The sequence below is a fragment of the Allorhizobium borbori genome, assembly GCF_014196535.1.
In the GTDB taxonomy this organism is placed as follows: domain Bacteria; phylum Pseudomonadota; class Alphaproteobacteria; order Rhizobiales; family Rhizobiaceae; genus Ectorhizobium; species Ectorhizobium borbori.
In genome coordinates this window covers 35,776-52,575 of sequence record NZ_JACIDU010000011.1, presented here as the reverse complement: position 1 = coordinate 52,575, position 16,800 = coordinate 35,776, and the positions used below count along the sequence as shown (strand labels likewise).

Below are 16,800 nucleotides of genomic sequence, written 5' to 3'. Positions count from 1 at the left end.
TTCATCGGCCCGCCAGCGTCATGCCTTCGATGGCAAGCGTCGGCGCGGCAACGCCGAAGGAGCGGTCGATATCGTTCGCCGGCGTCACCCGCAGGAACATTTCCTTGAGATTGGAGGCAATAGTGATTTCCGACACGGGAACCGTGAGTTCGCCGTTCTCGATCAGGAAGCCGGAAGCGCCGCGGCTATATTCACCCGTCAGCATGTCGACGCCGTGGCCGATCAGTTCCGTGACGTAGACACCCTTGCCGACCGAGCGGATCAGATCCTCCGGCGAAACGTCACCCGGCTCCAGCGCCAGGTTGGTGGAGGCGGGCGACACCTGATTGCCGCCGCGCACGCCGCGTCCGTTGGTGACGAGGCCGAGTTCGCGGGCGGTGGAGGTGGAGAGGAACCAGTGCTTCAGCACGCCGTCCTCGATCATCGTCAGCTTTTCGCCCTTCACGCCTTCGCCATCGAAGGGGCGCGAGGAGGAGCCGCGGCGGATCAGCGGATCGTCGGTGATCGAGAGGCCGGATTTCAGCACCTGCTCACCCATGCGGTCACGCAGGAAGGATGTCTTGCGGGCGACGGATGCGCCATTGATGGCGCCGGCAATGTGGCCGACGAAGCCGCGCGCCACGCGCGGATCGAAGACGACGGTCACATTGGCCTGCGTATCGAGCCGCTGCGGGTTGAGGCGCTTCACCGCGCGCTCGCCGGCAAGGCGGCCGATTTCGGCGCTGCCGCGCAGATCGGCGAAATAGAGCGTGGAATCATAGTCGTAGTCACGCTCCATGCCCGTGCCTTCGCCAGCAATGGCGCTGACGGAGCGGCTGAAACGGCTTGCCATGTAGCTGCCGGAAAAGCCGTGCGAGGTGACGAGCACGAGACCGCCCATGCCGGCACCGGCGGAAGCGCCGCCGCTGTTCGACACCCCCTTGACGGCGAGGGCTGCGGCTTCGGCCTCAAGCGCCGCCTCGGTCAGTTCCTCCGCCGAAACGGTGGTGCCGTCGAAGAGGTCGAGATCGGGAATGTCACGGGCGAGCATCGCCTCGTCGGCAAGCGTCGCGAAGGGATCTTCCGGCGAAACCTTGGCCATGGCGACGGCGCGTTCAGCGAGCGCCTTGAGATCGAAGCCGGGATTGGCGGAAACGCTGGCCACCCTGTTGCCGACGAAGACACGCAGCGAGAAATCGTCGCTTTCCGACGATTCCGTGCCCTCCACCTTGCCCAGCCGGACGCTGACGCCCGTGGAGCGGGAGCGCACGATGACGGCGTCGGCCCGGTCGGCGCCAGCCTTGCGGGCAAGATCGACCAGTTCGCCGGCACGGTCGGCAAGCGTCGCGGATTGAATCGTATCGGTCATGAAATCGGCCTTTCGTTGCCTTTCATTTATTGCCCGAGAATGGCCGCATCAAGCCCGAAAGCGGATGATTGTGCAATGCAGCATCACGCTTTCGCATGGGCTTCGAATGCGCGGTCCAGTTCGCGCTTCAACTCGTCGCGAACGCTGGCGGTCGCATCCAGCACTTCGCCAACCTTGAGGAAGTCCAGGACGCGGAACCGGTTGACCGGCGGACGCAGGAAAATATGCGGCGGCGCGATCTTCAGTTTCAGGGCCACATTGGCCTGCATCATGAGCTGGCTTGCCCCGAAAAGGCTGTCGAGCCGGTTGGGAACATGCGTTCCGTCGCCTTCCGGCGCACCGACCACATCGACGCCGATGACGATATCGGCCTTGTCCATCAACGGCTCATAGGGAATCGGGTTGAAAACGCCGCCATCGATCAGCACCCTTCCGTCGATCCTCACCGGCATGAACAGCGCCGGCAGCGCCGCAGAAGCGGCAATCGCCTTGCGCAGCGGCCCGCTTTCGATCAGCGCCTCGCACTGGCCGTAATAATCGGTGGCGGCGATGATAAGCGGCAGCACGAGTTCGTCGAAATCGGCGGGAATACGGTCCGGCAGAAAGGCCTTGAGAACACGCTCGAGATTGAACTGGCCGAGCCGGAAGCCACCCAGCGTCTCGCGCATGGTGTTGGGACGGATACTCCAGAGCTTGGCGAGAACGAGCCCGCTATTGCCGAGCGTTTCCACGGTGAACTCGCGGATCTCCCGCCCGCTCATGCCGGCGGCAAGGCCCGCCCCCATGATGGCGCCGATGGAGGCACCGGAGACAGCCACCGGTTTCAGGCCCAGCTCATCCAGCACCTCGATGACGTGGATATGCGCAAGCCCGCGCGCACCGCCGCCGCCAAAGGCAACGGCAATGCTGGGTGTGGAGGTGTCAGACATGGCAGGCAGCGCGTTCATCGTCATGGCCCGCCCTCGCCTTACGCCGGCGTATAGCGATAGAAGTGCATCTTCGTGTCGCCGAAGGCGCGGGTTTCGAGCCACTTGAAGGCCGTATAGACCTGCGGCTCGACATCGGCGCTTTCTTCCAGAATGGCCAGCGCCCCCGGCTCCAGCCAGCCGCCTTCATGGGCTGCCCTGAGCGCCTGTTCGCCAAGACCCTTGCCATAGGGCGGATCAGCGAAAATCAGGTGGAAGGGTTCCAGCGCGCCGATGGCGCCCAACCGGGTTGCATCGCGCCTGAGAATGCGGGTGCGCCCGTGCAGGCCGAGCGTATCGATGTTTTCCCACAAAAGCGCCCGGCCTTCGACGCCGTTTTCCACGAAAAGCGCATTGCGGCAGCCGCGCGACAGGGCTTCCAGCCCCACCGCACCGGTGCCGGCGAACACATCCATCATGCGGGTGCCATCCAGCGCTTCCGGATAGGCGTGCATGAGAATGTTGAACAGGCTTTCGCGCGTCCGGTCGATGGTCGGCCGGATGGCGCTGGATTTCGGGGTCGCCAGCGCGCGCCCCCGGAAGTCTCCACCTACGATCCGCACGATGCCTTACCCCTTCCTGCCACGACCACCGGCGGGCTTGCCGCCGCCTGCGCCGCGCGGCTTGCCGGAAAACGGCTTGCCACCGCCACCCGCGCCACGCGGACCACCGAAGGACTTGCCACCCTCACCACGCGGTTTTCCACCGAAGGATTTTCCGCCCCGGGGCTTGTCACCGAAGGGCCGATCACCGCCAGCGCGCTCGGGACGGCCCTCGCGGGGCTCGAACGAACGTCCTTCACCACGAGGCTTGTCACCGAATGCGCGCTCTCCCCGCGGCTTGTCGCCAAAAGGCCGGTCGCTACGCGGTTTGTCACCAAAGGAGCGCTCACCACGCGGGGCGCGTTCGGGGCGGCCTTCGCGGTCGCCGCGCGGCTTGTCGCCGAAATCGCGCTTGCCGCCGCCAAAACCCTTGCGCGCCGGACGATCGTCGTCGTCACGCGAACGGCGGGCGGGCGCGGCCTCGCTGGCGCTGATCCACTCGTTCTCCTCGCCGCTGCGGCGAATGGTGGAGGCGACCGAGGGCATGTCCGACACTGGACGATAGGGCGCGGCTTCCGCACGCGGACGCTCCCCCTTGGCGGCCTTCTTCGCGCCAACCGGACGGGCGCCTGGCGCCATCCAGATGTTCGCCGTGCGGCTTGCGCCCGGCTTCGGGCGCTTCGGACGGTCGTCGTCCTGATCGGCATCGCGGCGGGGCTTGTCGAAACCGCCACGGGCAGGCTTTGCGCCCTTGTCGAACCTGTCGCCCTTGTCGAAGGGCTTGCGCTCGCCGCGCGGCCCGGCCTTGGCCTCATCGCTGCGGCGGGCGGGCTTGGCGGGTGCCTCGTCCTCGTCCTCATCCACCGAAGTGGTGAAGATGGGCGCATCGAAATTGGCGCCGGATTCCTCGATAAGACGGGGGCCGAGCTGATCGCGCAATGTGCGGCCGCGCACTTCGAGGACAGCCCCTTCCGGCAGTTCCCCAAGCTGGAACGGTCCGTAGGACAGGCGGATGAGGCGGTTCACCTCAAGGCCGAGCGACCCCAGCACGTTTTTGACTTCGCGGTTCTTGCCTTCACGAAACGCCATGGTGATCCAGACATTGCCGCCCTGCACACGGTCGAGCGTCGCCTCGATGCCGCCATAGAGCACGCCATTGACGGCAATACCGTCCTTCAGCGTGTCGAGATCGGACTGTTCCACCTTGCCATGGGCGCGCACGCGGTAGCGGCGCAGCCAGCCGTTCTTCGGCAACTCCAGCGTACGGGCAAGGCCGCCATCGTTGGTCAGCAGCAGAAGGCCTTCGGTGTTGATATCGAGACGACCGACCGACAGCACGCGCGGCAGTTCTGCCGGCAGGTTGTCGAACACGGTCGGGCGGCCTTCCGGATCGGAATTGGTCGTCACCAGACCGGCGGGCTTGTGATAAAGCCAAAGGCGCGTGCGCTCCGGCCCGCGGATCGGCTTGCCGTCCACTTCGATCGTATCGGCGAAGGTGGCGTTGAGAACCGGCGTCTCCAGCACCTTGCCGTTAACGCTGACACGGCCTTCCATGATCATGCGCTCGACATCGCGGCGCGATGCCACACCGGCACGGGCCAGCAGCTTGGAAATGCGTTCCGGTTCGCCCGGCGCGCCTTCGGCAGCAGGCTTCGGACGGGGCGTCTTCGCCGCGAAACTGCGGGCGGGCGCATCATCGCGCTGAACGCGGTCACGGGTCGGCTTGCCTTCAAAGCGGCTCTTGCCATCGCGCGGACCATCCTTCGGCCCGCCCTTGTTGAAGCCGCCCTTCGCAGGGCCGCCCTTGGCAAACTTGCCCGGCCCGCCGGCCGGCTTGCCACCCTTGAACGTCTTGCCACTGCCGGGACGCTTGTCGCCGGATTTTCCAGATTTATCGTTGAAGCTCATATAACCATTTTGCCTGAAGCTGGCGACGATGGACAGGACAAGATCGCCCGCGCCCGAAACCGCATCGCACTTTTTGGAGACATGCTCTATCAGGTGAGGCGTTCGGGGTTAAGGGGCATATCGGAGGAAATTGCCGCATGGACGGTCAAAATCGCTATATGGCAGCCGCTCTTGAGGAAGCAGAGGCCGCCGCACGGCGCGGAGAGGTGCCTGTGGGGGCCGTTATCGTGCGCGATGGCGCGATTCTGGCGCGGGCCGGCAATCGCACGCGCGAGCTTTGCGACATTACCGCCCATGCCGAAATCCTGGCCATTCGCGCCGCCTCGGCCGAACTGGGCGACGAGCGCCTGACGGGCGCCGACCTTTATGTAACGCTGGAACCCTGTGCCATGTGCGCTGCCGCCATTTCCTTTGCCCGCATCCGCCGGCTCTACTACGGCGCGGAAGACCCGAAGGGCGGCGGCGTCGATCATGGCGGGCGGTTTTATGCACAGCCCACCTGCCACCACGCACCGGAGGTCTATTCGGGGATCGCCGAGGTGGAAGCCGCGCGCATTCTGACGGATTTTTTTAAGGGGCGACGGTAGGGCAAGGCGGGAAATCCCGATCTCGCCGCGGTTTCGTGGCAAGGGTACGCCTCCGGCATTCCCCCTCGCCTACGAAAAACCCCGGACACGTCGCCGTTCCGGGGTTTTCGAAGATGCTGTCAGACCTGCCTCAGTCGAAGGGGTTCCACCAGTTGGACCCCTTGCCGCTGGCGGCCTGGGCTTCCTTGCGGCGGCGCTTTTCCTTCTTGTCCTCGCTTTCGCCAAGCTCATCGGCATTGGCGGTGGCGGCGGGCTGGCGGAATTCCGGTGGCGGATCGGAGAGATAGCGGCGGCGCTGCAGAGCGGCGGCCGGGCTCATTTCAGCCTTGGCCTTGCGGAATTCTTCCCACTTCTGCTGTTCCGTCAGCGTTCCGGCCTGACCGCGACCGGCCAGAAGCGGCGAGCGGTAGTTGGGATTATCGGCATTCGCATCGGCTTCCAGCTTCAGGCGATCGCGCATTTCCTCGGGTGTTTCGGCCCAGTTGGGATTGCTCTTGCGGTCGTTCAGCGCGGTCTGCGGCTGGACGAGGGCCAGCGGCTGGCCCTTGACCGGCGCGACAAGACCCGGACGCGGCGCATATTTCGGCGCTGGCCCGTCCTTCTTGTTGCTCAGCGAGGCGGCAGAACCCAGATCGGAGAAAAGCTGCTCGGTCGAGGTCTTGTCCGTTCCATAGGTCGGCCCGCTGGTGCAGCCGGAAAGCCCCAGGCACCCGGCGATAACGCCCGTCATCACGGCGCTTACTCGAAACGCATGCGTCTTTTTCATGAGACCCCTTCCGCCGGTCGCATGATCGCGACCGCAACAGTCTTGCTCTTCCCGATGCCCGGAAATTCCGGCCAATTTCAGGCAGCGTTGTACCGGATGACGCCATCAAGCGCAATTCATCCGGCACAATCCCGTCATACGGTGATGCCGAGCGCCTTGAGTTCGCGAAGAGCCGCCGCATCACGGGCGGACACTTCCGGGAACTCCGGATCGGAACCGACATCCGCCGTGATCCTCCACGAGCGGGCGCACTTTTTGCCCTCCGCCAGCTTCGGTTCCACTGCAACGCCAGCGACTTCATTGAGGCGGAACGCTTCCGCCGGACCGTCATCGCCCACGACCGAAACGGCGGAGGTGATGCAGATTTCAGCGAAGTCCTGACCTTCGAGCGCGGCCAGCAGCGTCTTGTCGGCAACGTGAACGACCGGTGCGGCCTCCAGCGAGGAACCGATGCGCTTTTCGCGGCGTTCGATTTCCAGCGCGCCGGTGACGACCGAACGCACCTTGCGGATCTTTTCCCACTTCTCGGCCAATGCCGGATTCAGCCATTCGGCCGGCACTGCCGGGAACTGTTCCAGATGCACCGAAACCGCATCCGGCTTGAGCGACAGCCAGGCCTCTTCCGCGGTAAACGGGATCATCGGCGCCAGCCAGGTGACGAGGCACTCGAACAGCTTGCGGATGACGGCGAGCGAAGCCCGGCGCTTCAGCGAGGACGGCGCGTCGCAATAGAGCGTGTCCTTGCGCACGTCGAAATAGAAGGCCGACAGCTCGACGTTCGAGAAGTCGATCAGGCTGCGGGCGATCTTCTTGAAATCGAAGGCGTCGTAACCTTCGCGCACCAGTGTGTCGAGTTCGGCCAGCCGATGCAGCATCAGCTTTTCGAGTTCCGGCAGATCGGCATAGGCGACCTCTTCGCCCTTGTCGTGCGCCAGCGTGCCGAGCATCCAGCGGATGGTGTTGCGCAGCTTGCGATAGGCGTCGATATTGGTCTGGATGATCGTCTTGCCGAGGCGCTGATCTTCCCAATAATCGGTGTTCATGACCCACAGGCGCAGGATATCGGCACCCGATTCCTTCATGACGTCCTGCGGCGTCACCGTGTTGCCGAGCGACTTCGACATCTTGCGGCCGTCCTCGGCCATGGTGAAGCCATGCGTCACGACCGCCTTGTAGGGCGCGTGGCCACGGGTCGCGCAGCTTTCCAGCAGCGAGGAATGGAACCAGCCACGATGCTGGTCGGAGCCTTCGAGATAGACATCCGCCGGCCACTTGAGATCGGGGCGATCTTCCAGCGTAAAGGTGTGCGTCGAACCGCTGTCGAACCACACGTCGAGAATGTCGCGCACCTGCTTCCACTGGACGGCATCGTACTTGCCGGCAAGGAAGCGCTCGGCGGCACCTTCCGCGAACCAGGCGTCGGCGCCTTCATTTTCGAAGGCTTCGAGGATGCGGGCATCCACCTCGTCGTCGCGCAGGATGTTCCCGGCCTCGTCAGCGAAGACGCAGATCGGCACGCCCCAGGCACGCTGACGCGACAGAACCCAGTCCGGGCGCGTTTCGATCATGCCGCGCAGGCGGTTCTGGCCGCTGGCGGGAACGAAGCGGGTTTCATCGATCGCACCCAGCGCACGCGAACGCAGCGTCGAGCCATCGCCGAGTTCCTTGTCCATGTAGACGAACCACTGCGGCGTGTTGCGGAAGATGACCGGCTTCTTGGAGCGCCAGGAATGCGGGTAATCATGCTTGATGCGGCCACGGGCGAAGAGGTTGTTGGCATCGATCAACGCCTTGATCACGCGATTGTTGGCATCGCCCTTCTTGCCGTTGTCATCCATGACGCGCGCGCCATCGAAGCCCGGCGCATCGCTGGTGTAGAAGCCGGCATCGTCAACGGTGAAGGGAATGCGCGAGGAGATGCCACGGGCTTCCAGTTCGCGGGCCGCGGCCATCCAGGCGTCAAAGTCCTCGCGACCGTGGCCGGGCGCCGTGTGCACGAAGCCCGTACCGGCATCGTCGGTGACGTGATCGCCATCGAGCAGCGGAACGGGGAAATCATAGCCGAGAGCAGCCAGTGGGTGGGCGCAGGTGATGGCGGAGAGTTCCTCAGGCGTCACATCGCGGAGCAACTTCAGCGTCACCTTGGCCTTGGCGGCGGCTTCATCGGCCAGACGCGTGGCGAAGATCAGCTTTTCACCCGGCTGCGGACCGAAATCGTTCGTGGCGCTTTCCACTTCGTAGAGACCGTAGGGGAAGCGCGAGGAGAAGGAGATGGCACGGTTGCCGGGGATGGTCCACGGCGTGGTGGTCCAGATAACGACGAAGTTGCCCTTGAGGTCATCCCCACCTTCCGTCACCGGGAACTTCACCCAGATCGTGTCGCTTTCGACCTCGTGATATTCCACTTCGGCTTCGGCGAGCGCCGTGCGCTCGACCACCGACCACATGATCGGCTTGGAACCGCGATAAAGCTGGCCGGACTTGGCGATCTTCAGCAGTTCGCCGGCAATGCGGGATTCGGCATGGTAGGCCATGGTCGTGTAGGGATGATCGAAGTCGCCCTCGATGCCGAGACGGCGGAATTCGGCCGACTGCACGTCGATCCAGCCCTGCGCGAATTCGCGGCATTCACGGCGGAATTCGTTGATCTCCACCTCGTCCTTGTTCTTGCCCTTCTCGCGGTACTTTTCCTCGATCTTCCACTCGATCGGCAGGCCGTGGCAATCCCAGCCGGGAACGTAGTTGCTGTCGAAGCCGCGCATCTGGAACGAGCGGGTGATGACGTCTTTCAGGATCTTGTTCAGCGCGTGGCCGATATGGATGTTGCCGTTGGCGTAGGGCGGGCCATCATGCAGAACGAACTTCTCGCGGCCCTTGGCGTCGTCGCGCAGCTTCTTGTAAAGGCCCATCTCCTGCCAGCGGGCCGCCATTTGCGGCTCCTTCTGCGGCAGGCCGGCGCGCATCGGAAACTCCGTCTGCGGCAGGTAGAGGGTGGCGGAATAGTCTTTCTTTTCAGTGGCGTCGGTCATGGTCTTGCCAATCAATGGGGCGCTGGCCATCCAGCCGCCCGGAAAACGGAATGCGTGAAAACGTGATGCGCGGCAGCGATGCAGCGCCAAAATCCCGGACCTTCTGGCGACCTCGCAAGGTGCCTCAGAAGGCCGGGCCAATAATTCGGGACGTAATCATCAACCGGTATTGGGACATGGAAGCGGTGTTTATGTGTTTTTACCGCAAAAAGGAAGGGGGGCCGCCGAGGAATATGCTGCGCCGGTCCCCCTTGTCTCTCAGGCCTTGGCCGAGGCGCCGAGCGTGGCCAGCGTATCCTCGATGCAGCGCTGCAACCAGGTTGCGGGCGCATAAAGCTCCACCCGGTTCCGGCCCGAATGCTTGGCGTGGTAAAGGGCGTTGTCGGCTTCGGCAATCGTCTGGTCGATGGCCCAGACGCCGGCCCTGAAGGTGCTGAAGCCGCAGGAAATCGTAAAGGGCATGGAGCCGCCCTTCGGAGAGACCACATCCAGCCGCTCGACATTGGCGCGAAGCTGCTCGAGGACCAGCATGGCGGCCGTGACGTCATAGCCCGGCAGACAGATCGCGAATTCCTCGCCGCCGGTGCGGCCGAACACGGCGTCGGCGGGCAGCGTGGCTTCGGCGCAGCGGGCAAAGGCGCGCAACGCATCGTCTCCGCCCTTGTGGCTATGGGCGTCGTTGATCTTCTTGAAGTTGTCGAGATCGATCACCGCCATGGAACCGTCGCGTTCGCTGAAGGCGGCAACGCTGTTGTAGAAGGCGCGGCGGTTCAAAACGCCGGTCAGCATGTCGCGGGTGGCGAGATAGCGCTGGCTTTCGGTAGCGCGCTCCAGCTTCAGAACCAAAAGGATGACATAGGTCGCCGCATTACAGATGACGAGTGGAATGACGCAGTATTCCAGCCACACGGCATGGGGCGCGCCATCGAGAAAGAGGATGGGGTAGACAAAGGCGAACGGCGCAATGCAGAAATTGCCGAGCGCATAAACGCCGGTGACGAGAACCGCAAGCGAGCGCGACGGCAGGGTTTCGCCCGCCTTGCCCTGCCAGATGACGAGCATGGTCATCAGCAGGTTGGAACCGGAGCCGACATAGAGAAGCCAGACGCCATCATAGACGCCGTCCGTCAACAGGCGCGACAACACGATGCCGATGCTGGCGACCAGCGCGACTGCCACCGCTTCCCACCATCGATAGGCGATGCCGAAGAATTCCTTGAAGCCGAGCAGGAGGAAGCCCATCGACGTCATGTAGACGAAGCCGCCGACATAGCCGGCGATGAAATAGGAAACCCTGTCACCCACCGCCATGATGCCGCTGCCGATGACCATGAGCCAGGCGGCCAGCAGCCAGAATTTCATGTCGTCCCGCCCCCGGCTGCGGAACCAGCCGATGGTGACGGCGGCCACCGTGCAATAGTTGATGACGGCTGAGTAGAGAAAGACAGTCTTCAGTTCCAGCATTACGCACTCGCATCGGCAAGGTGGCGGATGGAGGCATTGAAGCAGGAAAGCTCAAAGAAAGACTGAATCCGGCAGCCTGTTCTTGCCGCAAGCCAAAATATATTGGCCGTCAGAAGCAGATCAGGCGATCGATTTCACCCAGCGGCCTGACGCCGGAGAGAAGCGCGCGGGCTTCCTCGCAATCCCTGTTCATCTGCGCTACCAGCGGCTCCAGCCCGTCGAACTTCAGTTCATCGCGCAGATGACCGAAAAAGGAGACGGAGCACACTTCGCCGTAGAGGCTGTCGGAAAAATCGAAGACGAAGGTTTCGAGCAGGGCCTCGCCATTTTCCGTCACGGTCGGGCGGTGGCCAAAGCTTGCGACCGCATCACGAAGCGTGCCATCGGCCCGACGCAGGCGCACCGCGTAAATGCCGGGCTTCAGCGCCGTTTCAGGCGGCAGCGCCATGTTGGCGGTCGGAAAACCAAGCGTGCGGCCGAGCTTCTGCCCGCCAATCACCTCAGCCTCGACCGTGTAGCGATAGCCGAGAAGCCCGGCGGCTTCCGCCACATCGCCCCTCTCCAGACAGGTGCGGATGCGGCTTGACGACACCACTTCCGTCGCCTCGTCGCGGAAGGCATCGACCAGCGTGACACCGAAGCCATGCCGCTTGCCGGCCTCCATGAGGAAGGCCGGACCACCTTCGCGCCCCTTGCCGAAGTGGAAATCAAACCCGGTAACGACTTCCGCTGCACCCAGCCAGTCCACCAGAACCGCGTGGACGAAATCCTCTGCCGAGCGACCGGCAAATTCGCGGTCGAAGGGATATTCGACGACAGCGTGAAAGCCGGCGGCTTCCAAAAGGCGCGCCTTGATCGGGGCCGGCGTCAGACGGAAGACTGGCGCTGACGGATTGAAGACAGTGCGCGGATGCGGCTCGAAGGTCAGAACCAGTGCCGGGCGGCCATGGGCTTCCGCCAGGGCCTGCGCCTTGCCGAGTACGCTCATATGGCCACGATGCACGCCGTCGAAATTGCCGACCGCAACGACGCCGCCCCGCAGGTTTTCCGGCAGCGGACACTTTTTTTCATTGCGATGGAAAACGGTCATTGCAGCAATCTCGGGGCATTCGTCTCAGGAAAGTTTCGGCATCCAGTAACGGGGCGCGGCGTTCTCGCGCTTCAGCCAGGCATTGACGAGCGCATCGTCCATCTCGCCGTTGATCGTATATTCGCCCGCATGGATACCGCCCCCGATATAAAGCAGGTCGAGGCCGAAATCGAGCGCGCCGCGCACATCGGTCGGCATGCCATCGCCGATGGCGAGAACCCGGCTCATGTCGAATTCGCCGCGGATTTCCCGCGCTGCTGCCAGCGACGCCTCGTAAATCGGGCGATGCGGCTTGCCGGCGATGCGGATCGTGCCGCCGAGCTGCTCGTAATAGACCGCAAGGGCACCCGCACAGGGAATGAGCCGGTCGCCACGCTCGACGATCAGATCCGGATTGGCGCAGATCATCGGCACATTGCGGGCCTGCATGGCCGTGAGCATGTCGCGGTAATCTTCCGGCGTTTCCGTTTCGTCATCGAACAGGCCGGTGCAGACGACCGTTTCCGCATCATCCGCCGCGACAAGCTCGACATCCAGCCCCTCGAAAAGCGGCAGGTCACGCTCGGGGCCGAGCAGGAAGGCCTTCCGGGGACCGGAGGCGATAAGATCGCGCGTCACGTCGCCGGAGGTAATGATGCGGTCATAGGCTTCCGCCAGAACGCCGATGGCGCCAAGCTGGGCGATGACGCCAGCCCGCGGGCGCGGCGAATTGGTGATGAGCACCACCGTCTTACCAGCCTTTCGCGCGGCGGCAAGCGCATGCGAAGCCGGCATGAACGGGGCAACGCCGTTGTGCAGCACACCCCAGACATCACAGAGGATTACATCGTAATTGTCCGTGATCTCATCGAAGGCGCCAATCAAAGCGGCCATGTGCGTCAGCTCCCAACCTTATTTCGTCTGGGTGACATCGCAAAGGAAATCGCCCGTGGCAAGAAAATTTCCCGAAGCGTGCGCTAAAAAGATACGGCGCTGACACATGCCCGCCCAAAACGATCAGTAAAGAAAAAGGGCGCACCGCCTTCGAGGCCGTGCCAACGCCCGTTCACCATTTTTCGTGAAATTTTTTCGAGGCGCCGTCCTTGACTCGTCCGAAGGGCCTGCTTATCTCAACCCCGCTGGCACTCATCAAAGCCGAGTGCTAACACCCATTCACGATGGCCCCTGAGGGCCGTCATGTGTCATTTGATCGAGGGATTAGACAATGGCAAGCACCAACTTCCGCCCCCTTCACGACCGCGTCGTCGTTCGTCGCGTTGCGTCCGAAGAAAAGACCAAGGGCGGCATCATCATTCCGGATACCGCCAAGGAAAAGCCGCAGGAAGGCGAAATCGTCGCCGTCGGCAATGGCGCCCGCGATGAAAGCGGCAAGGTCGTTGCGCTTGAAGTCAAGGCTGGCGACCGCGTTCTGTTCGGCAAGTGGTCGGGCACCGAAGTCAAGGTCAACGGCGAAGACCTTCTCATCATGAAGGAATCCGACATTCTCGGCATCATCGGCTGATTGCCGGTTTCGTTCGGAAACGTCTCACCCTATTCCAATTGACTGATGGGCTTTTGAGCCCGGGAGTTTAAGAAAATGGCAGCTAAAGAAGTCAAGTTCGGCCGTAGCGCTCGCGAAAAGATGCTGCGCGGCGTCGATATCCTCGCTGACGCCGTGAAGGTTACGCTCGGCCCGAAGGGTCGCAACGTCGTTATCGACAAGTCCTTCGGCGCTCCGCGCATCACCAAGGACGGCGTTTCGGTCGCCAAGGAAATCGAACTGGAAGACAAGTTCGAGAACATGGGCGCCCAGATGGTCCGCGAAGTTGCTTCGAAGACCAACGACATCGCCGGTGACGGCACCACGACCGCCACGGTTCTGGCCCAGGCCATCGTTCGCGAAGGCGCCAAGGCTGTTGCCGCCGGCATGAACCCGATGGACCTGAAGCGCGGTATCGACCTCGCTGTCGCCGAAGTCGTGAAGGATCTCCAGGCCAAGGCCAAGAAGATCACCACCCCGGAAGAAGTTGCCCAGGTCGGCACGATCTCCGCAAACGGCGAAAAGCAGATCGGTCTCGACATTGCCGAAGCCATGCAGCGGGTCGGCAACGAAGGCGTCATCACGGTTGAAGAAGCCAAGACCGCCGAAACCGAACTCGAAGTCGTCGAAGGCATGCAGTTCGACCGCGGCTACCTGTCGCCCTACTTCGTGACCAACGCCGAAAAGATGGTGGCCGACCTCGAAGACGCCTTCATCCTTCTGCACGAAAAGAAGCTCTCGAACCTCCAGGCCATGCTGCCGGTGCTCGAAGCCGTCGTTCAGACCGGCAAGCCGCTCCTCATCATCGCTGAAGACGTCGAAGGCGAAGCTCTTGCCACGCTCGTCGTCAACAAGCTGCGCGGCGGTCTGAAGATCGCTGCCGTCAAGGCTCCGGGCTTCGGCGATCGCCGCAAGGCCATGCTGGAAGACATCGCCATCCTCACGGGCGGCACCGTCATCTCCGAAGACCTCGGCATCAAGCTCGAAACCGTCACGCTCGACATGCTCGGCCGTGCCAAGAAGGTTGCGATCTCCAAGGAAAACACGACCATTGTCGACGGCGCTGGCGCCAAGTCCGACATCGAAGGCCGCGTTGCCCAGATCAAGGCCCAGATCGAAGAAACCTCTTCCGACTACGACCGCGAAAAGCTGCAGGAACGTCTTGCCAAGCTCGCTGGCGGCGTTGCCGTGATCCGCGTTGGCGGCTCCACGGAAGTCGAAGTGAAGGAACGCAAGGACCGCATCGACGACGCTCTGAACGCGACCCGCGCTGCTGTTCAGGAAGGCATCGTCCCCGGCGGCGGTATCGCCCTGCTGCGTTCGTCCACCAAGATCACCGTCAAGGGTGAGAACGACGATCAGGAAGCCGGCGTCAACATCATCCGCCGCGCGCTGCAGGCTCTGGTTCGCCAGATCTCTGACAACGCCGGTGATGAAGCTTCGATCGTTGTCGGCAAGGTTCTGGACAAGAACGACGACAACTTCGGCTACAACGCCCAGACCGGCGAATATGGCGACATGATCGCCATGGGTATCGTCGACCCGGTCAAGGTGGTTCGTACGGCTCTGCAGAACGCAGCTTCGGTTGCTTCGCTGCTGATCACGACGGAAGCCATGATCGCCGAACTGCCGCGCAAGGAAGCCCCGGCAATGCCGGCTGGCGGCATGGGCGGCATGGGCGGCATGGACTTCTAAGAAGTCCTGTCATCAGCCTCAATTGCGGAAGGGCGGTCGAAAGGCCGCCCTTTTCCTTTGCGCTCGACACCACGCGACGAGGCCTTTGCCGACACGTCACCGGAACAATATGAATTGTTGCGCGCGACGGTATTGCGGCAACGCGAAAGGTGAGTGATGCTCCCGTCATGACGTTGACGATGGGAGACGCCGCATGGACATTTCGACGCTTGCCGCCTTTGCCGCCGCCTTTTTTGTGTTTGCGGCCAGTCCCGGCCCCGACAACATGACTATCATCGCCCGGACGATCTCCAACGGGGCGGCATCCGGCATCGCCTATGGGCTTGGTACTGTTGCCGGCATTCTCATCTTCCTCGTCCTTGCCGCCGTTGGCTTGTCACTGGTCGCCACCGAAATGGGTACGGTGATGACGGTGCTCCGTTATGGCGGTGCGGCCTATCTCGTGTGGATGGGTATCAGGCTGTGGACGGCAGAGCCCACCGTGCCGCAATTGCGCCCCGTCAGCGGGCGCCGCGATCTCCTCGCCGTGTTCGCGACGGGTGTTGCGCTCAACCTCGGAAATCCGAAAATGCCGCTCTTTTATGTGGCGCTTCTGCCGAATGTCGTCGGCGCCGACCTCACACCGGGGCATATTGGTCTGCTCGCGGCTGTCATTCTCATGGTCGAGACCATGGTCATCGGTGGACATGTGCTGGCGGCGACAAAGGCGCGGCGGCTGCTTTCCAGCCCAAAGATCTTGCGCCGGGTAAACCGGATGGCAGGCGGCGTGATGGTCGGCGCGGGCGTGACAGTGGCCGCCACCCGCTGAATCGCTCCCTGCCCTGGCGGCGAAATGCTCCCCCGGTGGGGAATATTGTGCCGAAGCGAGCGCTGATAGGCTGCGGGCTCCATGCCGAACAGGAGCCGTCATGTCCTTCGCCCGTCCGTCCCGCATCGCCCTGGCCACCCTTGTCTGCCTTATGGCCGTTTCCACGTCCGCAAAGGACAAGGAGGGGTCGAAGGATCATCCGCTGATCGGACGCTATGCCGGTTCCGAGATCACCGCCTACAAGGTGGCGGAATTCAATGAACAGCGCTTCGTCAATGCGCCGCTCGACATTCGCGCCGATGGCGAGACCTTCACCGAGGCCAACAGCTTCAAGGTCGAGGGCAGGATCACCGACATCCGCTACGATGCACCGAAGGACCGTTCGGCGCTCGAAATCATGCGCAATTACGAGGAATCCCTGAAGTCCAAGGGGTTCGAAGCGGTCTATGCCTGCGCCAATGAAAGCTGTTTCAAAGGCAAGACGAGCGTCTACCGCTTCAACTTCGTGGCCGGCGACGGGCCGATCAATTATCGGTACGATACCGGTGTCCGCTATCTACTGGCCAAGGCTACGCGTCCGAGCGGTGATGTCTATGCCGCCATCGTCATCGGTGAAAGCAAAGGCAATCCACTGGTGCATGTCATCGCAGCCGATCTGAAGCCTATGGAGACCGGCCAGATCGCCTTTATCGATGCCAGCGCCATGGCGCAGTCCATGGCCGCAAACGGGCGCGTGGCGCTCTACGGCATCCTGTTCGATTTCGACAAGGCCGAGATCAGGGCGGAATCGCGTCCGACGCTGGACGAGATCGCCAAATTCCTGAAGGCATCGCCCGCACTTTCCGTGGTGGTGACGGGGCACACCGATTCCAAAGGCGCGTTCGACTATAATGTCGATCTTTCGAAGCGACGCGCGGCCGCCGTCGTAGCGGAACTTACGAGCCGCTACGGCATCGCCGCCGCTCGGTTGACGCCATTCGGTGCCGGCATGGCTTCCCCCATCGCTCCCAACGAGGACGAGGCGGGCCGGGCCAGGAACCGCCGCGTCGAACTGGTAGCGCGCTAGAAGGCGCGATCCA

Annotated in this window: 14 protein-coding genes; 5 read left to right on the top strand and 9 right to left on the bottom strand. The window is 63.0% G+C overall.

Annotation, left to right across the window (positions count from 1 at the left end; genetic code table 11):
* Nucleotide 1: 1 nt before the first annotated feature.
* The 4 genes from GGQ66_RS14060 to GGQ66_RS14045 form a co-directional block, all read right to left on the bottom strand.
* Nucleotides 2–1,348 (bottom strand): TldD/PmbA family protein, encoded by a 1,347-nt coding sequence (locus tag GGQ66_RS14060; protein WP_183793359.1) that lies wholly within the window; start codon nt 1,346–1,348, stop codon nt 2–4.
* Between the two features lie 83 nt (nt 1,349–1,431).
* Nucleotides 1,432–2,301 (bottom strand): patatin-like phospholipase family protein, encoded by an 870-nt coding sequence (locus GGQ66_RS14055; RefSeq protein ID WP_183793358.1) that lies wholly within the window; start codon nt 2,299–2,301, stop codon nt 1,432–1,434.
* A 14-nt stretch (nt 2,302–2,315) separates the two neighbouring features.
* Nucleotides 2,316–2,876: a 16S rRNA (guanine(966)-N(2))-methyltransferase RsmD gene (gene rsmD, locus GGQ66_RS14050; RefSeq protein WP_183793357.1), complete on the bottom strand. Its 561-nt coding sequence runs from the start codon at nt 2,874–2,876 to the stop codon at nt 2,316–2,318.
* Nucleotides 2,877–2,882: 6 nt separating this feature from the next.
* Nucleotides 2,883–4,763: a pseudouridine synthase gene (locus GGQ66_RS14045; protein ID WP_183793356.1), complete on the bottom strand. Its 1,881-nt coding sequence runs from the start codon at nt 4,761–4,763 to the stop codon at nt 2,883–2,885.
* A gap of 137 nt (nt 4,764–4,900) precedes the next feature.
* Between GGQ66_RS14045 and GGQ66_RS14040 the strand changes: the two genes are divergently transcribed.
* Complete coding sequence (locus tag GGQ66_RS14040) at nt 4,901–5,350, top strand: nucleoside deaminase (RefSeq protein ID WP_183793355.1); 450 nt, start codon at nt 4,901–4,903, stop codon at nt 5,348–5,350.
* A 130-nt stretch (nt 5,351–5,480) separates the two neighbouring features.
* Here GGQ66_RS14040 and GGQ66_RS14035 read toward each other — a convergent pair whose 3' ends face one another.
* The 5 genes from GGQ66_RS14035 to GGQ66_RS14015 form a co-directional block, all read right to left on the bottom strand.
* Entirely contained in the window at nt 5,481–6,116 is a 636-nt protein-coding gene (locus GGQ66_RS14035; RefSeq protein WP_183793354.1) for a hypothetical protein, read from the bottom strand.
* Between the two features lie 134 nt (nt 6,117–6,250).
* Complete coding sequence (gene ileS, locus GGQ66_RS14030) at nt 6,251–9,145, bottom strand: isoleucine--tRNA ligase (protein WP_183793353.1); 2,895 nt, start codon at nt 9,143–9,145, stop codon at nt 6,251–6,253.
* A gap of 258 nt (nt 9,146–9,403) precedes the next feature.
* On the bottom strand, nt 9,404–10,609 hold the full coding sequence (locus GGQ66_RS14025) for a GGDEF domain-containing protein (protein WP_183793352.1): 1,206 nt from the start codon (nt 10,607–10,609) through the stop codon (nt 9,404–9,406).
* A 109-nt stretch (nt 10,610–10,718) separates the two neighbouring features.
* Nucleotides 10,719–11,699, bottom strand: coding sequence for a bifunctional riboflavin kinase/FAD synthetase (locus tag GGQ66_RS14020; RefSeq protein ID WP_183793351.1), 981 nt, complete (start codon nt 11,697–11,699; stop codon nt 10,719–10,721).
* 24 nt (nt 11,700–11,723) lie between these two features.
* Nucleotides 11,724–12,572, bottom strand: a complete 849-nt coding sequence (locus GGQ66_RS14015; RefSeq protein ID WP_183793350.1) for a TIGR01459 family HAD-type hydrolase — start codon at nt 12,570–12,572, stop codon at nt 11,724–11,726.
* Between the two features lie 331 nt (nt 12,573–12,903).
* Here GGQ66_RS14015 and groES point away from each other — a divergent pair, with 331 nt between their 5' ends.
* The 4 genes from groES (at nt 12,904) to GGQ66_RS13995 (ending at nt 16,787) form a co-directional block, all read left to right on the top strand.
* A complete protein-coding gene (groES, locus tag GGQ66_RS14010) occupies nt 12,904–13,200 on the top strand; it encodes a co-chaperone GroES (protein ID WP_183793349.1) in 297 nt (98 codons plus the stop codon).
* 75 nt (nt 13,201–13,275) lie between these two features.
* Nucleotides 13,276–14,913: a chaperonin GroEL gene (gene groL, locus GGQ66_RS14005; protein WP_183793348.1), complete on the top strand. Its 1,638-nt coding sequence runs from the start codon at nt 13,276–13,278 to the stop codon at nt 14,911–14,913.
* A gap of 193 nt (nt 14,914–15,106) precedes the next feature.
* Nucleotides 15,107–15,721 carry a LysE family translocator gene (locus GGQ66_RS14000; RefSeq protein WP_183793347.1) on the top strand — a complete coding sequence of 205 codons (615 nt, stop codon included), beginning with the start codon at nt 15,107–15,109 and terminating at the stop codon, nt 15,719–15,721.
* Nucleotides 15,722–15,821: 100 nt separating this feature from the next.
* On the top strand, nt 15,822–16,787 hold the full coding sequence (locus tag GGQ66_RS13995) for an OmpA family protein (RefSeq protein WP_183793346.1): 966 nt from the start codon (nt 15,822–15,824) through the stop codon (nt 16,785–16,787).
* The last annotated feature ends 13 nt before the right edge of the window (nt 16,788–16,800 follow it).